This window comes from Anaerotignum sp., from assembly GCF_030625865.1.
GTDB lineage: Bacteria > Bacillota > Clostridia > Lachnospirales > Anaerotignaceae > Chakrabartyella.
On record NZ_DAOUQB010000035.1, the window covers coordinates 1 to 23,784 of the forward strand.

General features: G+C 41.5%; 21 protein-coding genes and 2 other annotated features. Of the genes, 13 read left to right on the top strand and 8 right to left on the bottom strand.

Annotated features, from left to right (window positions below; translation table 11 throughout):
- The first annotated feature begins 129 nt into the window (after nucleotides 1-129).
- The 7 genes from prfB to thiI all read left to right on the top strand — a co-directional run bounded on the left by prfB (nucleotide 130) and on the right by thiI (nucleotide 7,205).
- Nucleotides 130-1,234, top strand: a protein-coding gene (gene prfB / locus P9Q65_RS10130; protein ID WP_304509310.1) for a peptide chain release factor 2 whose coding sequence is annotated in 2 segments (ribosomal slippage) — nucleotides 130-204 and nucleotides 206-1,234 — 1,104 coding nt in all. Because the reading frame shifts where the segments join, the coding sequence is not laid out codon by codon here.
- An 11-nt stretch (nucleotides 1,235-1,245) separates the two neighbouring features.
- On the top strand, nucleotides 1,246-2,232 hold the full coding sequence (locus tag P9Q65_RS10135) for an RluA family pseudouridine synthase (protein WP_304509311.1): 987 nt from the start codon (nucleotides 1,246-1,248) through the stop codon (nucleotides 2,230-2,232).
- Between the two features lie 17 nt (nucleotides 2,233-2,249).
- A complete protein-coding gene (locus P9Q65_RS10140; RefSeq protein ID WP_304509312.1) occupies nucleotides 2,250-2,990 on the top strand; it encodes a nucleotidyltransferase family protein in 741 nt (246 codons plus the stop codon).
- A gap of 161 nt (nucleotides 2,991-3,151) precedes the next feature.
- Complete coding sequence (prmA, locus tag P9Q65_RS10145) at nucleotides 3,152-4,129, top strand: 50S ribosomal protein L11 methyltransferase (RefSeq protein WP_304509313.1); 978 nt, start codon at nucleotides 3,152-3,154, stop codon at nucleotides 4,127-4,129.
- A 3-nt stretch (nucleotides 4,130-4,132) separates the two neighbouring features.
- Nucleotides 4,133-4,858, top strand: coding sequence for a 16S rRNA (uracil(1498)-N(3))-methyltransferase (locus P9Q65_RS10150; RefSeq protein WP_304509314.1), 726 nt, complete (start codon nucleotides 4,133-4,135; stop codon nucleotides 4,856-4,858).
- Between the two features lie 11 nt (nucleotides 4,859-4,869).
- A complete protein-coding gene (locus tag P9Q65_RS10155) occupies nucleotides 4,870-6,018 on the top strand; it encodes a cysteine desulfurase family protein (RefSeq protein ID WP_304509315.1) in 1,149 nt (382 codons plus the stop codon).
- A gap of 11 nt (nucleotides 6,019-6,029) precedes the next feature.
- A complete protein-coding gene (gene thiI / locus P9Q65_RS10160; RefSeq protein WP_304509316.1) occupies nucleotides 6,030-7,205 on the top strand; it encodes a tRNA uracil 4-sulfurtransferase ThiI in 1,176 nt (391 codons plus the stop codon).
- Between the two features lie 87 nt (nucleotides 7,206-7,292).
- Here the strand turns inward: thiI and P9Q65_RS10165 are convergent, their stop codons facing one another.
- From P9Q65_RS10165 to P9Q65_RS10180, 4 genes are all read right to left on the bottom strand, one after another.
- Nucleotides 7,293-8,087, bottom strand: coding sequence for a G5 and 3D domain-containing protein (locus P9Q65_RS10165; protein ID WP_304509317.1), 795 nt, complete (start codon nucleotides 8,085-8,087; stop codon nucleotides 7,293-7,295).
- 279 nt (nucleotides 8,088-8,366) lie between these two features.
- Complete coding sequence (locus tag P9Q65_RS10170; RefSeq protein ID WP_304509318.1) at nucleotides 8,367-9,122, bottom strand: TatD family hydrolase; 756 nt, start codon at nucleotides 9,120-9,122, stop codon at nucleotides 8,367-8,369.
- The gene (gene metG, locus P9Q65_RS10175) at nucleotides 9,122-11,104 is read right to left on the bottom strand and encodes a methionine--tRNA ligase (protein WP_304509319.1); all 1,983 of its coding nucleotides are present in this window, start codon (nucleotides 11,102-11,104) and stop codon (nucleotides 9,122-9,124) included. The genes P9Q65_RS10170 and metG overlap by 1 nt, the downstream gene beginning before the upstream one ends.
- A 185-nt stretch (nucleotides 11,105-11,289) precedes the next feature.
- Nucleotides 11,290-11,546: a binding site (T-box leader), on the bottom strand.
- 77 nt (nucleotides 11,547-11,623) lie between these two features.
- Entirely contained in the window at nucleotides 11,624-12,739 is a 1,116-nt protein-coding gene (locus P9Q65_RS10180) for an aminopeptidase (protein WP_304509320.1), read from the bottom strand.
- Between the two features lie 254 nt (nucleotides 12,740-12,993).
- On the opposite strand from P9Q65_RS10180, the gene P9Q65_RS10185 reads away from it, so the two are divergent.
- The 6 genes from P9Q65_RS10185 (at nucleotide 12,994) to P9Q65_RS10210 (ending at nucleotide 17,913) form a co-directional block, all read left to right on the top strand.
- On the top strand, nucleotides 12,994-13,341 hold the full coding sequence (locus tag P9Q65_RS10185) for a NifB/NifX family molybdenum-iron cluster-binding protein (RefSeq protein ID WP_304509321.1): 348 nt from the start codon (nucleotides 12,994-12,996) through the stop codon (nucleotides 13,339-13,341).
- Nucleotides 13,319-13,849, top strand: coding sequence for a YqeG family HAD IIIA-type phosphatase (locus P9Q65_RS10190; protein WP_304509322.1), 531 nt, complete (start codon nucleotides 13,319-13,321; stop codon nucleotides 13,847-13,849). Before P9Q65_RS10185 ends, P9Q65_RS10190 begins: the two co-directional genes overlap by 23 nt.
- Before the next feature lie 259 nt (nucleotides 13,850-14,108).
- The gene (gene efp, locus P9Q65_RS10195; protein ID WP_304509323.1) at nucleotides 14,109-14,672 is read left to right on the top strand and encodes an elongation factor P; all 564 of its coding nucleotides are present in this window, start codon (nucleotides 14,109-14,111) and stop codon (nucleotides 14,670-14,672) included.
- Nucleotides 14,673-14,821: 149 nt separating this feature from the next.
- Nucleotides 14,822-15,172 carry a CD1247 N-terminal domain-containing protein gene (locus tag P9Q65_RS10200; protein WP_304509324.1) on the top strand — a complete coding sequence of 117 codons (351 nt, stop codon included), beginning with the start codon at nucleotides 14,822-14,824 and terminating at the stop codon, nucleotides 15,170-15,172.
- 316 nt (nucleotides 15,173-15,488) lie between these two features.
- Nucleotides 15,489-15,729, top strand: a binding site (T-box leader).
- Nucleotides 15,730-15,826: 97 nt separating this feature from the next.
- Nucleotides 15,827-17,209 carry a TrpB-like pyridoxal phosphate-dependent enzyme gene (locus tag P9Q65_RS10205; RefSeq protein ID WP_304509325.1) on the top strand — a complete coding sequence of 461 codons (1,383 nt, stop codon included), beginning with the start codon at nucleotides 15,827-15,829 and terminating at the stop codon, nucleotides 17,207-17,209.
- Between the two features lie 173 nt (nucleotides 17,210-17,382).
- Nucleotides 17,383-17,913, top strand: a complete 531-nt coding sequence (locus P9Q65_RS10210; protein ID WP_304509326.1) for a CDP-alcohol phosphatidyltransferase family protein — start codon at nucleotides 17,383-17,385, stop codon at nucleotides 17,911-17,913.
- 298 nt (nucleotides 17,914-18,211) lie between these two features.
- Here the strand turns inward: P9Q65_RS10210 and P9Q65_RS10215 are convergent, their stop codons facing one another.
- From P9Q65_RS10215 to P9Q65_RS10230, 4 genes are all read right to left on the bottom strand, one after another.
- Nucleotides 18,212-19,858, bottom strand: a complete 1,647-nt coding sequence (locus P9Q65_RS10215) for a SulP family inorganic anion transporter (protein ID WP_304509327.1) — start codon at nucleotides 19,856-19,858, stop codon at nucleotides 18,212-18,214.
- A 246-nt stretch (nucleotides 19,859-20,104) separates the two neighbouring features.
- Nucleotides 20,105-21,034, bottom strand: a complete 930-nt coding sequence (locus P9Q65_RS10220) for an ABC transporter permease (protein ID WP_304509328.1) — start codon at nucleotides 21,032-21,034, stop codon at nucleotides 20,105-20,107.
- Nucleotide 21,035: 1 nt separating this feature from the next.
- The gene (locus P9Q65_RS10225) at nucleotides 21,036-22,112 is read right to left on the bottom strand and encodes an ABC transporter permease (RefSeq protein ID WP_304509329.1); all 1,077 of its coding nucleotides are present in this window, start codon (nucleotides 22,110-22,112) and stop codon (nucleotides 21,036-21,038) included.
- The gene (locus P9Q65_RS10230; RefSeq protein WP_304509330.1) at nucleotides 22,109-23,626 is read right to left on the bottom strand and encodes an ABC transporter ATP-binding protein; all 1,518 of its coding nucleotides are present in this window, start codon (nucleotides 23,624-23,626) and stop codon (nucleotides 22,109-22,111) included. Before P9Q65_RS10230 ends, P9Q65_RS10225 begins: the two co-directional genes overlap by 4 nt.
- Between the last annotated feature and the right edge of the window lie 158 nt (nucleotides 23,627-23,784).

The window sequence follows — 23,784 nt, forward strand, 5'->3', positions numbered from 1 at the left end:
AAAATATATATTTTTGCATATAAAGTTTCGCTCAAGCCTTCGAAAAGGCTTGCAGGGTTCGGGACAGAGTCCCGAGAACTTGACCTTATATAACTATAAATTTTTTATTTTAAAGGAGTTGATTTTTACATGTTCGAGTTAGAACAGATCCGTCTTGGGCTTACTGCTTACGACGAAAAATTAGAGGAAATGGGGGCTTCACTTTGACGTTGCTGGCGCAAAGGAGAAGATTACTGAATTAGAAGAACTTTCGGCAGACCCTGATTTTTGGGGAGATCTGGAAAAAAGTCAAAAAACGTTACAACAGTTAAAAGCCTTGAAAAGCAAAGTTGGTAAATATGAATCTCTGGTTACCTTATACGAAGATATTCTGACCTTAATCGAAATGGGCATTGAGGAACAGGACGAAAGTATATATGAAGAAGTAAAGGAAATGCGGGATAGTTTCGAAGAGAACTATGAGGAACTGCATATTGCCACAATGCTTGACGGGGAATATGACCGTAATAATGCCATTGTTACCCTTCATGCCGGTACAGGCGGGACTGAAGCCTGCGACTGGACCAATATGCTGTTCCGTATGTATAGCAAATGGGCGGCTAAGGCAGGCTATGAAGTGGAAATTTTGGATATGCTGGATGGAGAAGAAGCCGGTTTGAAATCCGTTACCATTCAGGTGAACGGCGAAAATGCTTATGGCTATTTAAAATCCGAAAAGGGGATTCACCGTTTGGTTCGTGTTTCGCCTTTTGACAGTTCAGGCAGAAGACATACATCCTTTGCATCCTGCGATGTTATGCCCGAAATTGAAAATGACAGCGAAATAGAGGTAAAGCCCGACGATATCCGTATTGACACTTATCGTGCCAGCGGTGCCGGTGGCCAGCACGTTAATAAAACTTCTTCCGCTATCCGTATTACCCATTTCCCTACGGGAATCGTGGTACAGTGTCAGGATGAGCGAAGTCAGTTCAGCAATAAAGACAGAGCCTTTAAAATGCTGAAAAGTAAGCTCCTTGCGTTGAAACTTGAAGAGCAGATGCAAAAGCTTGCTGAGATTAGAGGGGATGTAAAAGAAATCGGTTGGGGCAGCCAGATTCGTTCTTATGTTTTTATGCCTTATACTATGGTAAAAGATCATCGTACAAGCGAAGAGACCGGCAATGTAGGGGCAGTGATGGATGGGGAAATTGATAACTTTATCAGTGCATATCTTGCTTGGATTCATAGCTGAAGGAGAGAGATTTGAAAGAGATCAAGATTACCAAAAATGAAGAAAATCAAAGGCTGGATAAATTCCTGCTGAAATATATGAATAAGGCGTCCAAAGCCTTTATTTATAAGATGCTGCGGAAAAAGCGCATCAAATATAACGGAAAAAAGGCAGAAGGAAATGAGTTGCTCCAAGGGGGCGACTCCCTTTTGCTGTATCTTTCCGAAGAAACCATTGCATCTTTTATGGAGGAAAAGACCATTGCTGAGGCAGAACGCCATTTTGGTATCATTTATGAAGATGATGACATTTTGGCAGTGGCAAAACCGGCAGGGCTTTTGACCCATCCGGAAAAGGGCGATGATAAGGATACATTAATCGATCAGGTATTATTTTACCTTTATCAAAAGGGACAGTATACACCATCACCCCAGTCTGCGTTTACTCCTGCATTATGCAATCGTTTAGATAGAAATACCAGTGGCATTGTATTGGCAGGAAAAACCCTAAAGGGGGTACAAGGCTTAAATGAAGCCATCCGAAATCGGCAGGTGGACAAATATTATCTTACTATGGTAAAGGGTGAAGTGAAGGAAGCCGGTGAAATTTCTGCCTTTCTTTCCAAAGAAGAAGGGAAAAATCAAGTACGTATTTCAAAGGAAGCGGGAATTGATGGCAAAGAAAGTATTACCCGATACCGTCCCTTGGCATATGGCAAGGGGTATACCCTTTTGGAAATACACTTGATTACAGGAAAAACCCATCAAATTCGTGCCCATATGCAATCCATAGGGCATCCGGTTGTGGGAGACCGTAAATATGGAAATACCGAGTTGAATCAGAAGTTTCGACAGGATTTTGCATTGTCAAATCAATTTTTGCATGGAGCAAGATTTGAGTTTTCTGACACAAGAGGGTCTTTGGCTTATTTAAAGGGAAAGACCTTAGTCGCGCCATTACCGAAGGTTTTTCGGCAGATTGTAGAAGATATTTTTGGGGAGAATGTGGAGTTGGAGTAAAAGAAGGAGGCGCAAATATGAAAGCCATTATACTGGCGGCAGGCTATGCAACAAGGCTCTATCCTTTAACCTTGCATATGTCTAAGGCTTTGCTTCCGATTAATAAAAAGCCTATTATAAATTATATTATTGAAGAAATGAACCATGTGGATGGATTGGATGAAATTTATGTGGTTACCAATAGCCGTTTTTATGAGCAGTTTTTGGAATGGGGAAAAACGGTAAACAGTAAGGTTCCTATTTCCATTTTAAATGACGGTACAACGGACGATAGTAACAAACGTGGCGCCATTGGAGATATTGCCTTTGTCGTTGAACAGAAGAAAATCGATGACGAACTGATGGTGATTGCGGGGGATAATTTCTTTACCTATTCCCTAAAGGACTATGTTGATTTTTTTTATACAAAAGACAGGGACTGTGTTTGCGTCAAGGTTTGGGAAGATGAATCTTCCTTATCTCAATTCGGAATCGCTCTTTTGGACGAAAAAGGCATGGTATTAGATATTGAAGAAAAGCCGGAGCACCCTAAGTCAAATACCGTTGTGTTTGCCGCATACCTTTATAAAAAGGAGACGGTACCTTTTATTGAAAAATATTTGGCAGAGGGGAATAAGCCGGATGCACCGGGGAATTTTCCTGCATGGCTATACCACAAAAAGGAAGTATATGCCTATACCTTTACAGGGGAGTGCTATGATATTGGCACACCGGAAAGCTACCATGAGGTTTGCAAAATTTTTGAGGACGAAGTCTGACGCAATTGCGGCGACTGATAGGGAAAGAGCCGCTTGATGCTCTCCCGTAAGGAAGTAAAAGTTGCTTCTTTATGAGAGTGTGTCCCAGCGGTTTTTTATTTTGATTAAAAATAGAAGCGGATGTAAATATTCGTTTTCGGATGCGAAAAAGGAGAAAAACCATGGAATGGATTGAGGTTTTTATAGCAGTAAGCCAAACAGGGCTAGAACCAGTGGCTGGGATACTATATGAGTGCGGATTGACAGGATTAATGATTAGTGATGAGGCGGATTTTCAGGAGTTTTTGGAATCCCCCAATAGAGATTGGGACTATATTGCTGAGGAATTAGTGGAAGAAAAACAAAAGTTAGAAACGGGAATTACATTTTTTCTTAGAGACAATTTGTATGGAAGAGAGCAGTTAGCACAAATTAAGAGTGCCTTGGCTGTAGGAAAAGAACAGGAAAAAGAGTTGGATTTAGGCTCTTTGGAAATGACTATGAAGAATGTGCAGGAAGAGGATTGGGCGAACAATTGGAAGAAATACTTTAAGCCCTTTCCCGTAGGGGATAAAATCATGATTAAACCTTCATGGGAGGAATTAACGGAGCCCACGGATAAGGTGATTTTGAAGATTGATCCCGGTCATATTTTTGGCACAGGAACCCATGAAACAACTCAGCTTTGTATGGAATTGATTGAAACTTATTTGAAAAAAGACGATATGGTTTTGGATATTGGTTGTGGCAGCGGCATATTATCTATTGCTTCTCTTTTATTGGAAGCGAAGGAAGGGGATGCCGTGGATATTGACCCAAATGCCATTCAAATTGCTTATGAAAATAGTGACAGAAACCAAATTCCCAGAGAAAAGTATCATGTATGCGCCGGCAATATTTTAGAAGATGAGGCGCTTCATAAAAAATATAGCGGAAAAAAATATGACATGGTGGAGGCCAACATTGTGGCTGATGTCATTATCGCTCTGACAAAAAAGGTGCCTGATTATATAAAAGACGGCGGAATTTTCCTTTGCAGCGGAATTATTATAGAGCGAAAAGAGGATGTGCTTTCTGCTTTGGCTCAGGGTGGATATACTGTGCTGGATGTAAAAGAGAAAAAAGGTTGGGTAGCCATTGCGGCTCGATATGAGGGATAAAAGATGCCGAAATTTTTTGTAGAAGCTTATCAAATTCAAAATAATTTGATTCATATGACGGGAGAAGATGCAAAGCACATAAAAACCGTATTGCGTAGTCGTGAAGGGGAAGAAATTACGGTATGCGATGGTATGGGAACAGATTATTTTTGCCGAATTTCGGCTTTGGACGAAGGTGTTACAGCGGAGATTATCCGTAGCCAACCTTGTCAGTCGGAGCCAAAAACCAGAATTACCCTTTACCAAGGTTTGCCCAAGGCAGATAAAATGGAATTGATTATTCAAAAATGCGTAGAATTGGGTGTAGATCGTATTGTGGCAGTTTCTACGGAACGATGTATCGTGAAGCTGGACAAAAAAGAAGAAAAAAAACTGGAACGTTGGCAAAAAATTGCAGAGTCTGCGGCAAAACAAAGCGGAAGGGGGAAAATTCCCCAAATTGCACCAAAGGTATTACGCTTTTCTCAAGCGGTGGAAGAGGTTAAAACCTTGTCTGGGGCAATCATCCCCTATGAAAAAGAAGAAAATAGAGGAATACGTTCCTTTGTGGAAGGTTTCGTTGGGGAGGAGATTGGCGTTTTTATCGGCCCTGAGGGCGGTTTTACAGAAGAGGAAATTCAAGCTGCCATGGATGCGGGGGTGTTGCCTGTTACCTTGGGCAAAAGAATTTTGCGTACAGAGACGGCTGGAATGGCTGCCATAGCCATTTTGCTGTACGAACTAGGTTAGGAGGAACTCAAATGATTTATTTGGATAATGCTGCGACAACAAGTGCTTTGCCTGCTGTAGCGAAAAAAATGACTTATATGCTTTGCGAGCAGTATGGAAACCCTGCGTCTGTAAGTGTTATGGGCTTGGCTGTGGAAAAAGAAATTCGCCATGCAGCACAGATTTTGGCTGGGGGCATTCACTGCAAGGAAGATGAAATTTATTTTACCAGCGGTGGTACAGAAGGAGATAACTGGGCGATTTTTGGTACTGCGGCGGGATATCGTCGCCAAGGCAGGCATTTTATTACCACCGAAATCGAGCATCCTGCCGTGAAAAATCCTATGAAGGCGTTGGAGGAAGATGGCTGTGAAGTGACATGGCTTTCCGTGGATGCCAAAGGGCATATTTCTTTGGAAGAACTGGCGGCGGCAATACGTCCGGATACTGTTCTTGTCAGTGTAATTTTAGTGAACAATGAAACAGGCGTTGTTCAGGATGGGGCGGCAATTGGTAAGCTTATTAAGGAGAAAAATCCCCATACTCTTTTTCATGTGGATGCAGTACAAGCCTTTGGAAAATATCCTATTGATGTGGAAAAAATGAAGATTGACCTCTTGACTATGAGTGGGCATAAAATTCACGGACCAAAGGGCGTAGGTATGCTGTATATGCGAAAAGGAACGAAGGTAAAACCCTTGATTCTTGGGGGAGGTCAGCAAAAAGGGCAAAGAGCAGGTACAGAAAACGGCCCGGCTGTAGCAGCATTGGGTGTTGCCGCTGAGGAGGCATTTAACCACTTAAACGAAAGCATTGCCCATGTGACAAGTTTGAAAAAGGCGTTGACTGAGGGAGTTTTAGCCATGCCCAATACTCAAATTAACGGGGACGACTCAGATTCTGCAAGCCCTTATGTTTTAAATGTTACATTTAAAGGTCTCCGCAGTGAGGTTTTACTCCATGCTTTGGAGAGCAAGGGCATTTTTGTTTCCGCTGGCTCCGCTTGTGATAGCAAGAAAAAAGTTGGCAGCCCTGTCTTAACGGCAATGGGAATGCCATTTTCGGAAATAGAGGGGGCAATTCGCTTTAGTTTTTGCAGGTATAATACCATGGAAGAGATTGAAACTTGCCTAGCAGCATTGCAGGAGCAAGTACCATTTCTACGAAAATATAATAGATAAAGGGGATAGTTATGGCAGAGAAGGTTTTAATTGTAAAATACGGTGAGATTGCTATGAGAGGCAACAACCGTTATATTTTTATTAACCGTCTGATTTCGGCAATTCGCAGAAATATTGACCCTTTGGGTAAATATTATGTGGTTAGAGATCCGGGCAGACTGATTATTGAGGATAGAGGGGGCGAGTTGGATTATGACTTGCTTATTCCTCGGGTTGAGCCTATTTTTGGCTTAGTGGCGGTATGCCCCGGGGTACGATTGGCTGATATGTCCCTTGATACGATTTTAGAGGAGTCCTATCAACATATGAAGGAGTTCTATGGAGACAAGGACGTATCTTTCAAAGTTAAAACAAGAAGAGCGAATCAAGGCTTTACTATGCCTTCTATGGAGGTAAATACGGAGGTTGGGGCTTTTTTATTGGAACGTATGCCCAATTTAAAGGTAGATGTGCATCATCCCGATGTTGTTTTGAATATTGAAATCAGAAACAGTACCTACCTGCATTCAAAGGTAATCAAAACTTACGGCGGATTGCCCTATGGTAGTTCCGGCAAAGGGGTTAGCCTCCTTTCCGGAGGTATTGACAGCCCTGTAGCCACTTGGATGATGGCAAAGCGTGGCGTTGAGGTGGAAGGTGTTTATTTCCACAGCCCCCCGTATACCAGTGAATGGGCAAAGGAAAAGGTAATTGATTTGGCGAAAAGAATTGCCGATTTTACAGGAGAATTTCGCTTGTATGTAGTGCCTTTTACGGAGCTACAGTTATATTTGCTGGATAATGTGGCTCATGATAAGCTAACCATTCATTTAAAACGTGCTATGATGCGTGCGGGAGAAATGATTGCGAAAAAGGATGATGCTATGGCTTTGATTACCGGGGAAAGCGTTGGACAGGTTGCCAGCCAGACCATGCAGGGGATTTATGCCATTAACGCAGTTTGTGAAATGCCTGTGCTTCGTCCCCTTGCTGGTATGGATAAGCAGGAGATTGTTAACCTTGCCCAAAAAATCGGAACCTTTGAGATTTCTGCAAGACCTTACGAGGATTGTTGTACTGTTTTTGTGGCAAATCATCCTGTAACGAAGCCCAGATTAAATTTTATCGAAAAATCCGAACGCCGTCTGACGGAACTGGACAGGCTCTTGGAGGAATCGGTACAAAATGCGGAAATTATAGATCTGTAAGATTTTTTAATAGAAGACACATAGAAAAAGACCAAGTCAATGACTTGGTCTTTTGTATCGTGGTTTATTTTATATCACTATCTTCGGTTATGCCAAAACGTAAACCGTTACGCTCTGTACACCCCAAGAAAATGCTTCATTTTTTGTATCATAACAAACATCAATACGGTTACCCTTAATTGCACCGCCGGTATCTGCCGCAATGGCGACACCGTAGCCTGGAACGAAGACCTTGCTTCCCAAAGGAATTATGCTGGGGTCTACCGCGATGACGCCTTTTGTTGCTTTTGCCCCTGTTGCTGTAATGCCGTTACAGCCTGCGTCATAAGGGGTATATGCAGTTACTTTTGCATTAATTGCTTTTTTATAAGTCATGCCGTCAACGACGTTGGAAGCACCAACCTCAATGATCTCATCTACTGCGGTTGTAATAACTTTTGTCTCTACAGGTTCAGAACTTACTAATTTGTCGCCGTGGTAAACTTCCTTGCTTACGATGGAAGTCTGCCCTTCCTGTCCTTCCTGAACAATACGACGCTTACCGGGCTGTAATTCGGTAGAAGCTTTTTCGATTGTTTTATAAGGTACAACATCTGTTGTAGCAACAATTTTTTCGGTTACTGACGTGAGAGAAATAGTCATCATATCTGTTACAGCGTCTGTTTCGCTAAAGTTCTCTAAAAGATATTCTGTATCAATGGTAGCAGAAAGTTCTTCCAGCAAGTTGCCAACGGTTTGGGCATCTGTGGATACCATACGAGGTACGCCGTCCAGATTAACGATGACAGATTGTGTATCTAGTTTGCTGTAAGCAGAGGCAGAGCCGCAGCCAATCACCAATATAAATACCACGATAGCAAATACTCTAAGATGCGTTTTCATTTTTTCCTCCTTGAACATTTCCCCGCCTTCCTATTGTGTGGGTAAGGATACAGGGGTTGCTCCTCTCGTATTTATGATAGACATATAGATTTTTATGCCCTTGCTCAAGCCCTTGGGAGGGAGTGAGCCGCAGTCGTATTTACACGGGGAGTCGTCACTTCCGCATGTTTTTTCATTACTTTTTTTAAACAACTGCAAAAATAAAGATATATCGTATGGATATATCTTCAATCTACAGATAGTATATTAACACATTTGTAACATTTATGCAACGTTTTTTTAAAAGAATAAATTTTTGGCATTATTGCCAGTAATTTCTGCCACAAATTCGGGGGTTGTTTGTTTAATTTTAGCAATTTTATTTACAATATATTCCAAATTCCTGGAATCATTTCGTTTCCCACGGCTGGGTGCAGGGGCTAAATAGGGACTGTCAGTCTCAATTAAAATTTTCTCAAGGGGGAGCGCTTCCACCACTTCTATCAATTTTTTGGCGTTTGAGAATGTAATCACTCCACCAATACCAATATAAAAGCCCATTTTTGCATATTCCATCGCCATGGGTGCTGCACCCGAGTAACAGTGTATGGAACCTCGACGAACGTTGCTTGCCGCGATAATGTCAAAAGTTTCTTGGGATGCATCTCTTGAATGAATTATTACAGGTTTGTTAACAGATTCCGCAAGACGAAGTTGTTGGCGAAACCAAAACTGTTGCAGCTCTCTTGGGTGGGTATCATAATAGTAATCCAAACCGATTTCCCCAATGGCAACAACTTTTTTATGTTCCGAGAGCCGACGGAGCTCTTCTATGGTTTTTGATGACATATCATATAATTCATGGGGATGGATACCCACAGCGGCAAAGATGTAGTCATAACGCTCTGCAAGGCGAATGCTTTCTTTTGAGCTTTTTACATCGCATCCGACGTTAATTACATAGTCTATGCCACAAGAGGGGAGAAGCTCCAAGAGCTCCTCCCGATCATCTTTGAACCGTTTGTCATCAAAATGTGCATGAGATTCAAAATACATTAGCTAATTCCACTTCCGCTGGGGAAATCTTTCTTTTCAGTGGTTAACAGACTCAGATTGCCGTTTCCGTCGTCGGCGCAAAGAATCATACCATAGGACATTTCACCCATCATTTTTCTTGGTTTTAAGTTATAGGCAACCACTACTTTTTTGCCTACCATTTCTTCAGGGGTATACCATGGTTTAATACCTGAGAAGATAACTCTTTCTTCTTCTCCTATCTTAATGATGTTTCGTAGAAGTTTTTTGGAGCCTTCCACAATGGAGCTTCCAACTACTTCGCCCACCTTAAGCTGTACCTTGCAAAAATCATCAATGGTAATTTCAGCAGGATATTCCGGTTCCTCATGCTTCTTTTTCTCTTCTTTTTTTTCTTCTTTACCCTGATTTGCAACAGCAGTAGATTGAGAAGCTTTAATTGCAGATTCCAAAGCTGCCAATTCTTTTTTCATATCAATACGAGGGAAAAGGGTTTCACCTTTTTCAATTTTTAATTCTATGGGCAATAAACCCCATTTTTTTGTCATATCCCAATCCACAAGGTTGCTGTCGATATTATATTGCTTCCAGATTTTCTCTGGGGTATTTGGCATGAAAGGTTGAATCAGAATAGATGTAATTCTGATGCTTTCGGCAACGTGGTACAAAGCATTCGCCAATTCCCCTTTTTTTGCTTCATCCTTGCAAAGAATCCAAGGCTGGGTTTCATCAATATATTTGTTTGTTCTACGGATTAAGTTCCAAATTTCAACCAATGCATCACTAAAGAACATTTTTTCCATAGCAGCTTCTACTTTTTCAGCAGTATTTAGTGCCATTGTTTCCAAGTCTTTATCAAAGGCTGTTTCTGTGCGGTCATCGGGAAGCTTGCCTCCAAAATACTTGTCAATCATACCAACGGTTCTGGAAACAAGGTTACCCAAATCGTTTGCCAAGTCGGAGTTGATACGCTGAATGAGAGCTTCGTTATTGAAGTTACCATCCTGTCCAAAAGCGATTTCTCGGAGTAGGAAGTAACGGATGGCATCAACGCCGTATTTTTCTACCAAAACGTTAGGGTCAACAACGTTACCCACGGATTTTGACATTTTACCGCCATTGATAACCAACCAGCCATGACCAAATATTTTCTTGGGCAGAGGAACGTTTAATGCCATCAGCATTGCAGGCCAGATGATGGAGTGGAAACGAACGATTTCTTTGCCCACTACATGAATGTCTGCGGGCCAATATTTTTGGAACAGGCTATCATCGTCAGAACCATAGCCCATAGCAGTGATATAGTTGGAGAGTGCATCAATCCAAACATAAACAACATGCCCCGGATCAAACTCAACGGGAATACCCCATTTGAAGGAGGTACGGGAAACTGCCAAATCCTCCAGGCCGGGCTTTAAGAAGTTGTTGATCATTTCGTTCAGACGTGTATTGGGCTGCAAAAATTCCGGGTTTTCCTCCATATGTTTTAAAATACGATCTTGATATTTGGAAAGGCGGAAGAAATAGCTTTCCTCTTTTACCAATTCCACTTCACGGCCGCAGTCGGGACACTTTCCGTCTACCAACTGATGTTCCGTAAAGAAGGATTCACAAGGGGTGCAATACCAGCCCTCATAGGAACTTTTATAAATGTCCCCCTGTTCGTAAAGCTTGGTAAAGATTTTTTGAATGGCTTTTACATGATAATCATCGGTGGTACGGATAAATTTATCATAGGAAATATTCAAGGTTTTCCATAATTCTTTGATGCCTACAACCACATTATCGACATATTCCTTTGGCTCCATGCCTTGGCCATTTGCGATACGCTCTATTTTTTGGCCATGTTCATCGGTACCGGTAAGGAACATAACGTCGTAGCCCCGCAGTCTTTTATAGCGAGCCATGGTATCTGTTGCTACGGTGCAATAGGAATGACCGATATGCAGCTTATCACTGGGGTAATAAATGGGGGTGGTGATATAAAATTTTTCTTTTTCCACTGTTCTCTCTCCTTTTCATGTTATCTAAAATGGCAGCACTTGTCCGATTTTTGCACAAAAACAGATGAAATCTTATTATGTGTGAAGCATTTATTTTGCGCGGCTTTTGCAAGGCACAATCATTTTTGACAGGCTTTCAAGAGGTAAATCTTTTTGAAATTAAAAAGCCGTCCTCTATAAAAAACATAAAGGACGGTTTATTCACCGTGTTACCACCTTAATTTATCTTTTTTTCACAAAAAAGACCTCAATAGGTACATCGTACCATTGCGCGCTAACGGACGCCACCCGTCGCAGCCTAAAGAACTCAATCTTTTCGGTGCGCAGCTCCAAGACCATATTCAACGGTTGCCCGTGTACCTTTTTTCAGCTAAGGTAAGTATTACCTTTAAGGCTCTCTTTTACACAGCGTACCGTTTACTCTTCTTTTCGTAGCCAGTTTATTATATAACAGGATTTTACTATAATAGGAAGAACTCTGTCAATAAAAGAAGTTCTGTTTTTCTACTTTTTTTGCCTTTATTTCAAATTATCCGGATTTAAGACTTCAAGCTCCGGCAGGACAAAAAGACCATCCTTGCGAATCAGCTTATCATCAAACCAAATTTCTCCGCCGCCGTATTCTGGTGTCATAATGAGAACCAAATCCCAATGGATGGCAGAGTGGTTGTCGTTATATGCATCATCATAGCAATTCCCGGGGGTAAAATGAATACTACCGGCGATTTTTTCGTCAAATAAGATATTATTCATAGGTTTTGTAATATAGGGATTTACGCCGATGGCAAATTCCCCTACATACCTTGCGCCATCGTCAGTATCAAATATTTTTTCCAAACGAGCCTTGTCATTCCCATCGCAATCAATCATTTTACCGTCTTTGAAGGTTAATTTCACCTGTTTAAAGGTAAAGCTGTTATACTCTGAGGGGGTGTTATAGGTAATGACACCGTTAATGGAATTCTTTACAGGGGCGGTATAAACTTCACCATCGGGAATATTGCATTTGCCTGCGCATTTTACAGCAGGAATATCTTTAATGGAAAAGGTGATATCCGTATCTTTGGCCACAAGACGTACTTTGTCCGTTTTATTCATCAATTCTACCAAAGGGTCCATGGCCTTGCTCATTTTGCTGTAGTCCAAATTACAAACATTAAAATAGAAGTCTTCAAAGTCTTCTAAGCTGGTGTGGGCAGACTGTGCCATGGAGTTTGTAGGGTAGCGCAAAACCACCCATTTGGTATGGGGTACACGAATGCCATGGTGTACAGGGTCGGTATAGAAACGGTTTTGCATATCCAGTTTTTCGTTTGGAACATCAGATTGTTCTGTGATATTATCTTCCCCACGAACGCCAATAAAAGCATCCATCTGTTCCATGAGACGACCGTCTACTTCCGCCATGATTTTTTGCTGCTCTTCTGTGGCACCCAAAAGCAATTCTCTTTCCAAAGAATTTGTCATGACCTGTAAAAAAGGGGTACCGCCAACCTTATAAATTTCTTTAATAATTTGTTTCACCAAGGGAGAAGGGTGCATCCCATTACAATTGATTAATAATTTTTCTCCCTTTTGTAAGCGGCAAGAATAGTTCACTAAGTTGTATGCTAAAGTTTTTATTCTTTCATCCATATAAATCAGCTCCTTTATTTGTGGAAATACTTACAGGTAGTATTTTACACTTTTATCAAAATATATGCAAAAAAAATATATAGAAAATTGACAAACCTACAAAAAAACGGATACAATAACCATATGTTTTAGGAGACCTTTTAAAATCTTTTCTTTAGAATAAAAGGGACATCAATCAATACAACTTTTTTGGGACAAGCAAGGAAGTATTGAAAAAGAAAAAATTAGACAGGTCTTTGATTGGGGGAATTTTTTTGCGTGTAGCGATACCCACAAGGGATGGACGAATTGAAACTGTTTTTTCAAGAGCAGAGGAGTTTACCATATACGATGTGGAAATTGAGCTGGTGAAGTCAAAGGGAATTGTTTTTAATGGTAGAAAAGATTTGGGGCAGTTTTTAATAGATGAGGCAATCAATGTTGTGATATGCGGAAGGATACGTTCCGGTGCCCGAAATACGATGCGTTTAAAGCGAGTTGAACTGATTTATGGCGTTAGCGGTGAAGCAGACGATATTATGGTTCGATATTTAAGCGGAGAACGCTTGGGAAATGTAGACGAAAATGCCTTTTGGGGTAATGGCGGAGAAGGGTTGGGATAACATGATTTTGGAACGTTTTTTTCCTGATATTTATGTGAAATCGGTTTATGAACTTCCGTTGGAAGAGTTAAAGGCCAAGGGCATCAAGGGGTTGGTGTTTGATATTGATAATACGGTGGCACCTTTTGATATTGCGGAGCCGGAAAATGATTTGATTGAGCTGTTTTTATTTTTAAGAAAGCAAGGGTTTCGCCTATGCATTCTTTCCAATAATAACAAAACAAGGGTACGGCTGTTTGCGAAAAATCTAAAAACATTGGCAGTGCACAAAGCGGGAAAACCCGGGGTGAAGAAGCTAAAGCATGCATTGGAAAAACTGGAACTTTCGGCGGAAAATACGGCCATGGTGGGAGATCAAATTTTTACGGATATGTGGTGTGGCCACAGAGCCGGACTTACCTGCATCTTAACTGCACCCATTTGCAAGCGGGATCAGTTGGTTACCAAGGTGAAAAGAGGCTTGGAGAAACAGGTGTTAAAGGTATATTTTAAACGGAACGGAAAATAAATAATAGAAAATGCCCTATTTCGGTAAGTTTTTATTGAAATCTAAAGGGTTTTCTATTAAAATATATAAGGATATGCTTATTTTTTAGAAAAGAAAGCATGAAAGGCTAACGGACTATGTAAGGATGAAAAAAAGCGCCTTACGAAAGAAAACAGCGGGGGATGAAACTCAAACTGATTTCAAGGTGTTGAAAAGCGCTGTCTGTTATAAATGAAAGAATTTTTTGACTGAAAGTAAAGAATTTGAGGAGGAAATACGAATGATTTCTGCAGGTGAATTTAGAAATGGTGTAACAATGGAATACGAAGGCGCACCTTATGTGATTTTGGAATTCCAGCATGTTAAACCCGGTAAAGGTGCTGCTTTTGTGCGTACAAAAATTAAAAATTTGAAGACTGGTGCTGTTTTGGAAAAAACATTCAGACCTACTGAAAAAATGCCCAGAGCACATATTGAAAGACAGGATATGCAGTATTTATACAACGATGGTGATTTATTTCATTTTATGAACTCCGAAACATTTGATCAGATTGCAATCAATGCTGCAGAGGTTGGAGATTCCTTGAAATTCGTAAAAGAAAACGAAGTTGTGAAGATTCTTTCTTACGATGGTCAGGTATTCGGTATCGAACCTCCTTTGTTTGTTGAATTGGTAATTACAGAAACAGAGCCAGGTTTTGCAGGCAACACAGCCCAGGGTGCAACAAAGCCGGCAATTTTGGAAACAGGCGCACAGATTCAGGTACCTTTGTTCATCAATCAGGATGAATTGGTTAAAATTGATACAAGAACAGGCGAATATTTAGGAAGAGCAAACTCCTAATAAGATAAAGCACAGTCTCGTTTGTTATGTGCAAGGCACTCACCGCAGGTGGATGGAAGTTTGCATATGTTCTGGCGAGGTTTTGTTATTCTTTTAGTCTTGACAGTTCTTGATCAATTCGGACAGTATGGATAAGGAGGCTTTTTGACATGGAATACTTTGAAAAAAAAATTACGTATCTTCGAGGTCTGTGTGATGGAAGCGGCTTTGACGAAAACAGCAAGGAAGGTAAGATTTTCCATGGTATGTTGGATGTACTGGATGATATGGCATTTATGCTGGAAACTTTCATGGATGATGAAGATATGGAATGTTTGGACGAATATGGGGAAGATGAGGAAAATCAATCAATATTTTTCTATTCCTTTATCTGCCCAAACTGTGGCGAAGAAATTGATGTAGATGAGGAAACAATGGAAACAGAAACGGAAATTCAATGTCCGAAATGTGGAAGCGGTATTCCCATGGGTTCTGAAAATACAGATGATTTAAAATTTTAAGATTAAGGAAGGGGACAAGGAATTGTCTCCTTTTTTTATGGAGCAATTGGTAGTGATTTTCTGTGACAGTAGGGATTCGTCCCAAATATGAGGCGCTAAAAATATTTTTCAAGAAGATTTTTGAGGTGGAATTATGAAAAAGGGTTTTGTTTTACAAGGTGAGATATGGGATATTGTATATTCACCGAAATTTATAAAATAAATCAGATGTAAAAAATAACCAGAAATTGCAGCGAAAACCAATGAAAGGTAAGAAAAACTGTAGAAAAGTATTTTTTGTATTGACAAAGAAACAATTTCGTCGTAAGATTTATCCAACAAACCGATGAGGGAGAAGAGTACTTTCAAAAAGAAACGACAGAGAGCTGCCGAGGGTGGAACGGCGGTGTGAATTTTTGAGAGGAATGGCCTCCTGAGGGCGCGCAGAACCTTAGTATGCAAGCCGGAGCAGATACTCCGTTACCAACGAGGGCATATGTTAGTATGTCATGAGAGGGTACTTATTTGTACCAAGCCGGGTGGCACCGCAGGAGTGTATATTTGCTCTTGTCCCTGCAAAGAAATTTGTTGGGACAGGAGCTTTTTTGTTGCAAAAAAACAGTTTCTATCTCCCAACAGGCGAAGAAAATCATCGTATTGAGAGGAGAAGAGAATATGAAGAAAAATGAGATCCCTTACAAGATTTATCTGGATGAGCAGGAAATTCCAAAGCAATGGTATAATGTGCGGGCGGATATGAAGAAAAAACCGGCGCCTTTATTGAACCCGGGAACTTTGGAACCGATGACGGCAGAGGAGTTGGCACCGGTATTTTGTGAAGAATTGGTAGAACAAGAGTTGGATGATACCACGCCATATATTGATATTCCCCAAGAAATTCAGGATTATTATAAAATGTACCGTCCATCTCCCTTGGTTCGTGCTTACCGTTTAGAAGAAAAATTGCAAACACCTGCAAAAATTTATTACAAATTCGAAGGGAATAATACCAGTGGCAGTCATAAGTTGAATTCTGCCATTGCGCAGGCATATTATGCAAAAAAACAGGGTCTGAAAGGTGTAACCACAGAAACGGGTGCAGGTCAGTGGGGGACAGCGTTATCCATGGCTTGTGCATATTTAGACTTAGATTGCGATGTTTATATGGTTAAGGTTTCCTACGAGCAAAAACCTTTCCGCAGAGAAGTGATGCGAACTTACGGCGCAAAAGTAACACCCTCTCCTTCCATGTCAACAGAGGTTGGAAAAAAGATTTTGGCGGAACATCCTGGTACCACCGGAAGCCTGGGCTGTGCCATTTCCGAAGCGGTTGAAGCTGCAGTAACAAGGGAAGGATACCGCTATGTATTGGGCAGCGTATTAAACCAGGTTTTATTGCATCAGTCTGTCATTGGGCTGGAGGCAAAGGCAGCCCTTGATAAATATGATATCGTTCCCGATGTCATCATCGGTTGTGCCGGGGGCGGCTCAAACCTGGGAGGGCTTATTTCTCCCTTTATGGGGGAAAAACTAAGAGGAGAGCGAGATTATCGGTTTATTGCTGTGGAACCCGCTTCCTGCCCCAGTTTAACAAGAGGAAAGTATGTATATGATTTCTGCGATACAGGCATGGTGACCCCGTTAGCCAAAATGTATACCTTGGGTAGTGGCTTTATTCCTTCCGCAAATCATGCAGGGGGCTTGCGATATCACGGCATGAGCCCTGTTGTGTCGGAGTTGTTCCATCAGGGTCTTATAGAAGCACGTTCCGTGGAGCAGACGGTGGTATTTGAAGCGGCGAAAATGTTTGCCAGAGAAGAAGGTATTTTGCCTGCACCAGAAAGTGCCCATGCAATTCGTGTTGCTATGGATGAAGCTCTTCGTTGTAAGGAAACGGGGGAAGAGAAAACAATTCTATTCGGTTTAACAGGTACAGGATACTTTGATATGGTTGCCTATGAAAAATTCAATGACGGCGTAATGAATGATTATATTCCTACTGATGAGGATTTGGAAAAAGGTTTTGCAGGAATTCCTGATATTCCTCAAAATAAATAAGATGAATTTAGTTTCGTAAGTGTCTTTGCTTTTGCAGGGAGGCGCTTACGAAATTTCTTTAAGGATAGACAAATGAAAAAAAGATCTATATTGCCCTCTTTTGCTAAAATTTCTTGTGGAGATAAAAATTTTATGCTAGTCTACCATTAATCATATGTTTTCGAGGTGGTGAAATGGGCTTTATTCCAAATGTTATAACAATTGCAAGGATCATTGGTTCCGTTTTCTTATTATCGGTTGTCCCATTTTCAGGCTCCTTTTTTGCATTATATTTTTTCTGTGGTATTAGCGATATGCTTGATGGATATGTTGCAAGAAGGTATGAAATGAGTTCTCCTTTTGGTGCAACCCTGGACAGTATTGCCGACTGCGTTTTTGTTTTCGTGATGCTGTATGTGATTCTCCCGGTGGTATCTTTTCCCAAATGGGCATTGTATTGGATGGGCGGAATTTTTTTAATAAAGGCGTGTACATTTACCATTGGAATCTTTCGGTATCAAACATTGGCTTTTTTACATACTTATTTGAATAAAGCAGCAGGGGCGTTGCTTTTTGCTTTCCCTATGCTGTATTATTTTTGGGGGATAGGTACTACAGCAGTTTTTCTCTGCACCATTGCAACAGTTGCGGCTATAGAGGAATTGGGCATTAACATACTTCAAAAGGAATTACAAAGAGACAGGAAGAGCCTATTTTTAAAATAAGGGTACTGCTTTATTAAAAGCAATACCCCTCAGACTGTCGAAAAACCTATTAAAAAAACAGAAGGGCTTGGGAAACGAAGAGTTTCCTAACTAGAATCCGCAGGATGAGCTTTGCCCATCCGAGGAAAATAGGGCGTTTCAAGACCTTTTGGTCGCAGGAACACATCTATTTGTCCTCTGCTAACTTGAAAAAAGCTTGAAGTAACTGAGCTTTTTTCAAAGGGTGTCGACTTTATCGACACTCTCAGGGGTACTGCTTTATTGAAAGCAATACCCCTTTTATAATGAATTTTTGGTTTTAAGCTGCTAATTTTCCTTTGGCGCGGTTTGTAAGAAGTACCCGTTCTACGCTCCAGTAGAAGTTTTCCTCGCCAATAATATTTTTTAGATCCGTTCGCTGCATCATTTTCATGGTGCGAGTGGGTAAGCCACATAGAGCCACATCCACACCCTGATTCCGCAGTCCTTGGATTAATTCCCGTAGGGCTTGGGCACAGGAGATATCAATGTTAGAAACGCCCCGCATAGAGAACAGAACGGTATCTGCACCTTCTACTTTTGCGGCAATATCAGTTACTGCTTGGGTATTTGCAAAAATCATGGGTCCTGTGATATATACAACTTTTGCGTTGTTATATCTTTCGCATAAAACAGGATCGGTTATGTTCATGCGTTTCATGTCCACGTCTTCATAATTAATTTCAATGAAGGAAAGGCGTGTCACCAGGAATACCAAGCCAATTAATACACCAATTAAGATCGCTGCGGTGAGGTCAAAAATGATGGTTGCTGCCATGGTAGCAACAAACTCCAACATAGCGCCCTTGAATTTATGAGAGAAAATATAATGGATGGATTCCCATTCGTTCATTCTCCAAGCTGTTACCATAAGCACCCCTGCTAAGGCGGCCAAAGGGATTTGGGACATGACGGGAGCCAAAAGAAACATGGAAATCAAAAGTCCAACGGCGTGAAAAATGCCCACCAAACGGGTTCTTGCCCCGGATTTTACTGCCACACTGGTACGGGCAATGGCCGCTGTTGCGGGAATTCCACCGAAAAAGGGGAGTAAAATATTGCCTACACCTTGGGCGATTAACTCTTGATTGCTATTCAGACGTACCCCAGTCATTCTTCCAGCGCTGGCACCGCATAAAAGACTTTCGATCATGCCTAAGATTGCAATACTGATAGCTGGTGTAACCAGACTTCCCGCAGTTTCTAAGTTTAGTGCGGATAAGGTTAAACGACTTTCGGGAATCAGGGTTTTTGGAATTTCTCCAACGACTGACACATCCAGTTTCATAAGCAGGGATACTGCGGTGGCAAGAATAATGCTCAGCAAAGACGCCGGAACAATGGCGTTCCACTTTTTCGGGAAGAAAACCATAAATAAAACAACAAATGCACCCAAAAGCACTGCGGTTATATTGGGGGAGAAGCCTAAGCTTGCATAGCTGAACAATTTAGCAATGGCTGAAGTGCCTTGGGAGGAAGTACCAAAGAAATTGTCAATTTGCCCCAAAGCGATAATGACAGCGATACCCGAAGTAAAGCCGGTAATTACAGGTGCGGGGATAAATGCAGTCAGCTTACCCAAGCGAAGCAATCCGGAAAGCAGTAATAAGACCCCTGCGATTAAGGTGGCAATATAAACCCCCTCCATGCCATAGGTAGCGACCAAAGACATCAGGATTGCGGCCATTGCCCCCGTTGGCCCTGAAATTTGATAATATCCGCCGGATAAAGGACTCATGATGAGGCCTGCAATAATTGCGGTGATTAAGCCGGCGGCCGCATCAGCACCACTGCTGACACCAAAAGCCAAGGCCAAAGGCAAAGCAACGGCGGCAACGGTAAGACCCGCCATCAAATCCTGTGTTAGTTTGGAAGCATTGTACCCTTTAAATTCTTGTTTTAAGCTGACTGCAAAATTGTGCAGCATAGCAATATCCCCTTTCATTGCCTGAAAAATATTGAAATAATAGAAATTACTTGAAAAAGTCACACCCGCTTATCATAACAAAGCTATCAGGCTTTCTCAACAGTAAAAGTGGGGATTTTATCAGGGTTTATCGGGAGGTTTTTGTGCAATTTTAGTGAATGCTCTCAAGAAATGTTTTTTGAAAGAAAAAAGCCTGTTGTTCCATAGGAAATACCATGGAAAACAGGCTTTCTTCGCTGTAAGAAATTAACGTTCCTCTCGGAAATAGGGGTTACCTAAATCAGCGGGAGGCATATCTTCTTTTTTATTTTTTCTTGTACTGATAATTACAATGATAATGGTTGCCGCATAGGGAAGCATATCGATTAGGTACTGAGAAATATGAATACCCATGCTCTGCAAACGGAACCCCAAGATGGATAATCCACCGAATAAAAATGCACCAATCAAGGCTTTTATAGGGTTCCAGGAAGCGAAAATGACCAAGGCAACGGCAATCCAACCACGTCCGGCAATAATATGTTCCTGCCAAACGGGAACGGTCACCAGGGACATATAAGCCCCACCTAATCCGCACAATGCACCTCCCAAAAGAATGTGCACATATTTATATAGAGATACGTTGATTCCTGAAGCATCTGCTGCTGCGGCACTTTCCCCCACAGCCCGGAGGTTCAGCCCCTTTTTGGTACGGAACAGATAATAGGCGGATGCAATGATGGTCAGATATCCGATATAAACAAAAATATCCTGCTGAAAGAAGATTTCCCCGATATACGGAATGGAAGAAAGCAGGGGAATGGGTCTTGCCACAAAGAAGCCTTTGATATCTCCCGGGACGATGGAGCCCATAACACGCTGGCCTAAAAAGCTGGCAAAGCCTTCACCGAAAATAGTCAGTGTTAAACCGCATACTGTTTGATTCACCCGAAGGGATACCGTAAGAAAGGCATATAGCAATGCGCCGATTGCTCCTGCCAAAATTGCCCCTAGCATGGCGAGGAGAGGATTGTGGGTATTTAGGCCTACAATAAAACCGATGATAGCACCCATATACATCATGCCTTCAACCCCTAGGTTAAGATGACCTGCTTTTTCCGAAAAGATTTCACCCAAGGTGGCGAAAAGAAGGGGGGTTCCCGCTATGATAGCAGCTGAAAGAAAACCGACTAACATATTATTTCGCCTCCTTTTTTACTTTTAAATATTTATGAACATGAACCTTATATTGCAGGAAAAATTCACTGCCTAATACGAAAAATAGGATGATGGCTTGAATCATATCCGCAACGGACGCCGGTACCTGCATGGAAATCTGAATATAGTTTCCGCCTTGAACCAAAATGGCAAAGGCAATACAAACAAACAGCGTAGCAATGGCATTCAAACCTGCAAGCCATGTGGTGATAATTGCAGTAAAGCCATAATTAGCAGAAAGGGAGGCAGATAAAGTCTTCTCCACGGCAGAAGCTTGAATCATCCCTGTTAAGCCGCACAGACCGCCGGAAAGCATCATAGAAATAATAATGATAGAAGAAATATTCATGCCTGCGTAACGGGCAGTTTCGATACTTTCCCCCACCACGGAGATTTCATAACCTTTTTTTGTATGGTTTAGGAAGAGATAAACCAAAACCACTAATATCAATGCGATAATCCAACCGATGTGCACACCAAAAACAGAGGGCAGGATTGCAGAATCAGAAAACGCCGCAACTTTAGGAAAGCCTTGGGAAGAAGGATCCTTCCATGGGCCGTACTGCAAGTAGGTCACAAATTTAATTGCCAAATAGTTCAACATTAAAGTGAAGATGGTTTCGTTGGTACCCATTTTTGCTTTGAAAAAAGCGGGAATGAATGCCCAAAACCCACCCATAATCATAGCCGCAATTGCCATGGACAAAAGCATCAGAGGCTTAGGTAAGTCGAAGTTTAGAGCAACCGCTGAGGCTGCAAATGCACCCATCATGATCTGCCCCTCACCGCCGATATTCCAAAACTTCATTTTAAAGGCCACTAAAATACCCAAAGAAGTGATAATCAAAGGGATTGCCTTTAACGTGGTTTGTTGAATACGGATGGTGGTACCCAAGGCACCTTTTACCATGGAGGTAAAGATTGTAATTGGGTTATATCCCAAAAGGGCAATAATAAGGCCTGCAAAAACAATGGAAAGAGCCACGGAAAAAGTTCGAATCATGATTGCTTTATTGCGAGGCAAATCATCTCGTTTTGTGATTTTTAAAGGAATCATGACTGCACCTCCTGTTTCAGTGAACCACCTGCCATTAAAAGGCCAATATCTTCTTTTGTAATTTCTTCGGGGTTAACGATACCTGTCATTTTACCGCCGCAAAATACCATAATTCTATCACAAAGGGCCATGAGAACGTCTAAATCTTCGCCGATGAACAGCACGCCTACGCCCTTTTTCTTTTGCTCGTTCAACAAATCATATATTTTATAAGATGCACCGATATCCAACCCACGGGCAGGGTAAGCCGTAATTAAAACTTTGGGGTTGGAGTCGATTTCACGACCCAATAAAACTTTTTGAATATTGCCGCCGGAGAGCTTTTTAATGGGATGATGTACGCCTGGGGTAAGGATTTCCAGTTGCTCCACTAAGCGCTCTGCTTTTTTTGTGCTTTCTTTTCTATGAAGGAAAAAACCGGGCTGATTGGGATAGTCTCTTAAAATCATATTATGCACCATATCCATAGAGCCAACTAAGCCCATACCCAGACGATCTTCGGGGATAAAACCCATACGGATGCCAAGGCGGATAATATCTCTGGGGGTTTTTCCCAAGATATTTGCATTTTCAAAGAAAATACGTCCTTTTTCCGCAGGTAAAAGCCCCGCAATGGTTTCGCAGATTTCTTTTTGACCACTGCCGGCAACACCGGCAATTCCTAAAATTTCGCCGGAAAATAAGTCGAAGTTAATATCCTCCAAGGCGTGCTTATTCTCTTTCGTGGAAACGTAAAGCCCGTCTACCTTTAATAAGGGAGTCTCTTGACAGCAATGGGGTTTATCCAGCTCCAAATCTACTTTTTTTCCAACCATCATTTCAATCAAAGGGTTGATTTCAACATCTTTTGTTTCTACGGTTTCGATGGATTGTCCACGGCGCAAAACGGTAATGCGGTCGGAAATTTCCATAACCTCGTTCAGCTTATGGGTGATGATAACAATGGCACAGCCTTGTGCCTTCATGTTTCTTAAAATGGCAAAAAGACGCTTGATCTCTTGTGGGGTTAATACTGCGGTGGGCTCGTCCAAAATAAGGATTTTTGCACCTCGGTATAACACCTTTATGATTTCCAGCGTCTGTTTCTCACCCACAGACATTTCATAAACTTTTTTGTTTGGCTTAATATCCAGACCGTATTGATCACAAATGGCCTGCATTTCTTTGGCAAGCTGTTTGCCATGTAAGGCAATCCCTTTGCTTCCCATAACCATATTTTCTTTTGCTGTCATAACTTCTACCAGCTTGAAATGCTGATGAATCATACCGATTCCGCTGGCAATAGCGTCCTTTGGCGAGACAAAGTTCATAACTGCGCCGTTGATCAGTATCTCTCCGCTGTCCTGCTTATAAAGACCAACGAGAACGTTCATCAACGTCGATTTGCCTGCACCGTTTTCGCCAAGAAGTGCATGAATCTCGCCTTGATGAAGCGTGAGGCTGACGTTGTCGTTGGCCAATGTGCCGGGAAAAGTTTTCGTTATGTTTTTCATTTGTACAACTGCTTGCGGCATACTGTGCTCCTATAAAAAAATATATTGAATAGCTAAGCAAAATATACGCTATCTTGCTTAGCTATTCAAGGCTGCCCTGCTATGGCAGCCTTGAATGATGTATTTGTTGTTTTAAGCTATTATTCTACTGAACCTTCAACGCCTTCGACAAAGAAGAA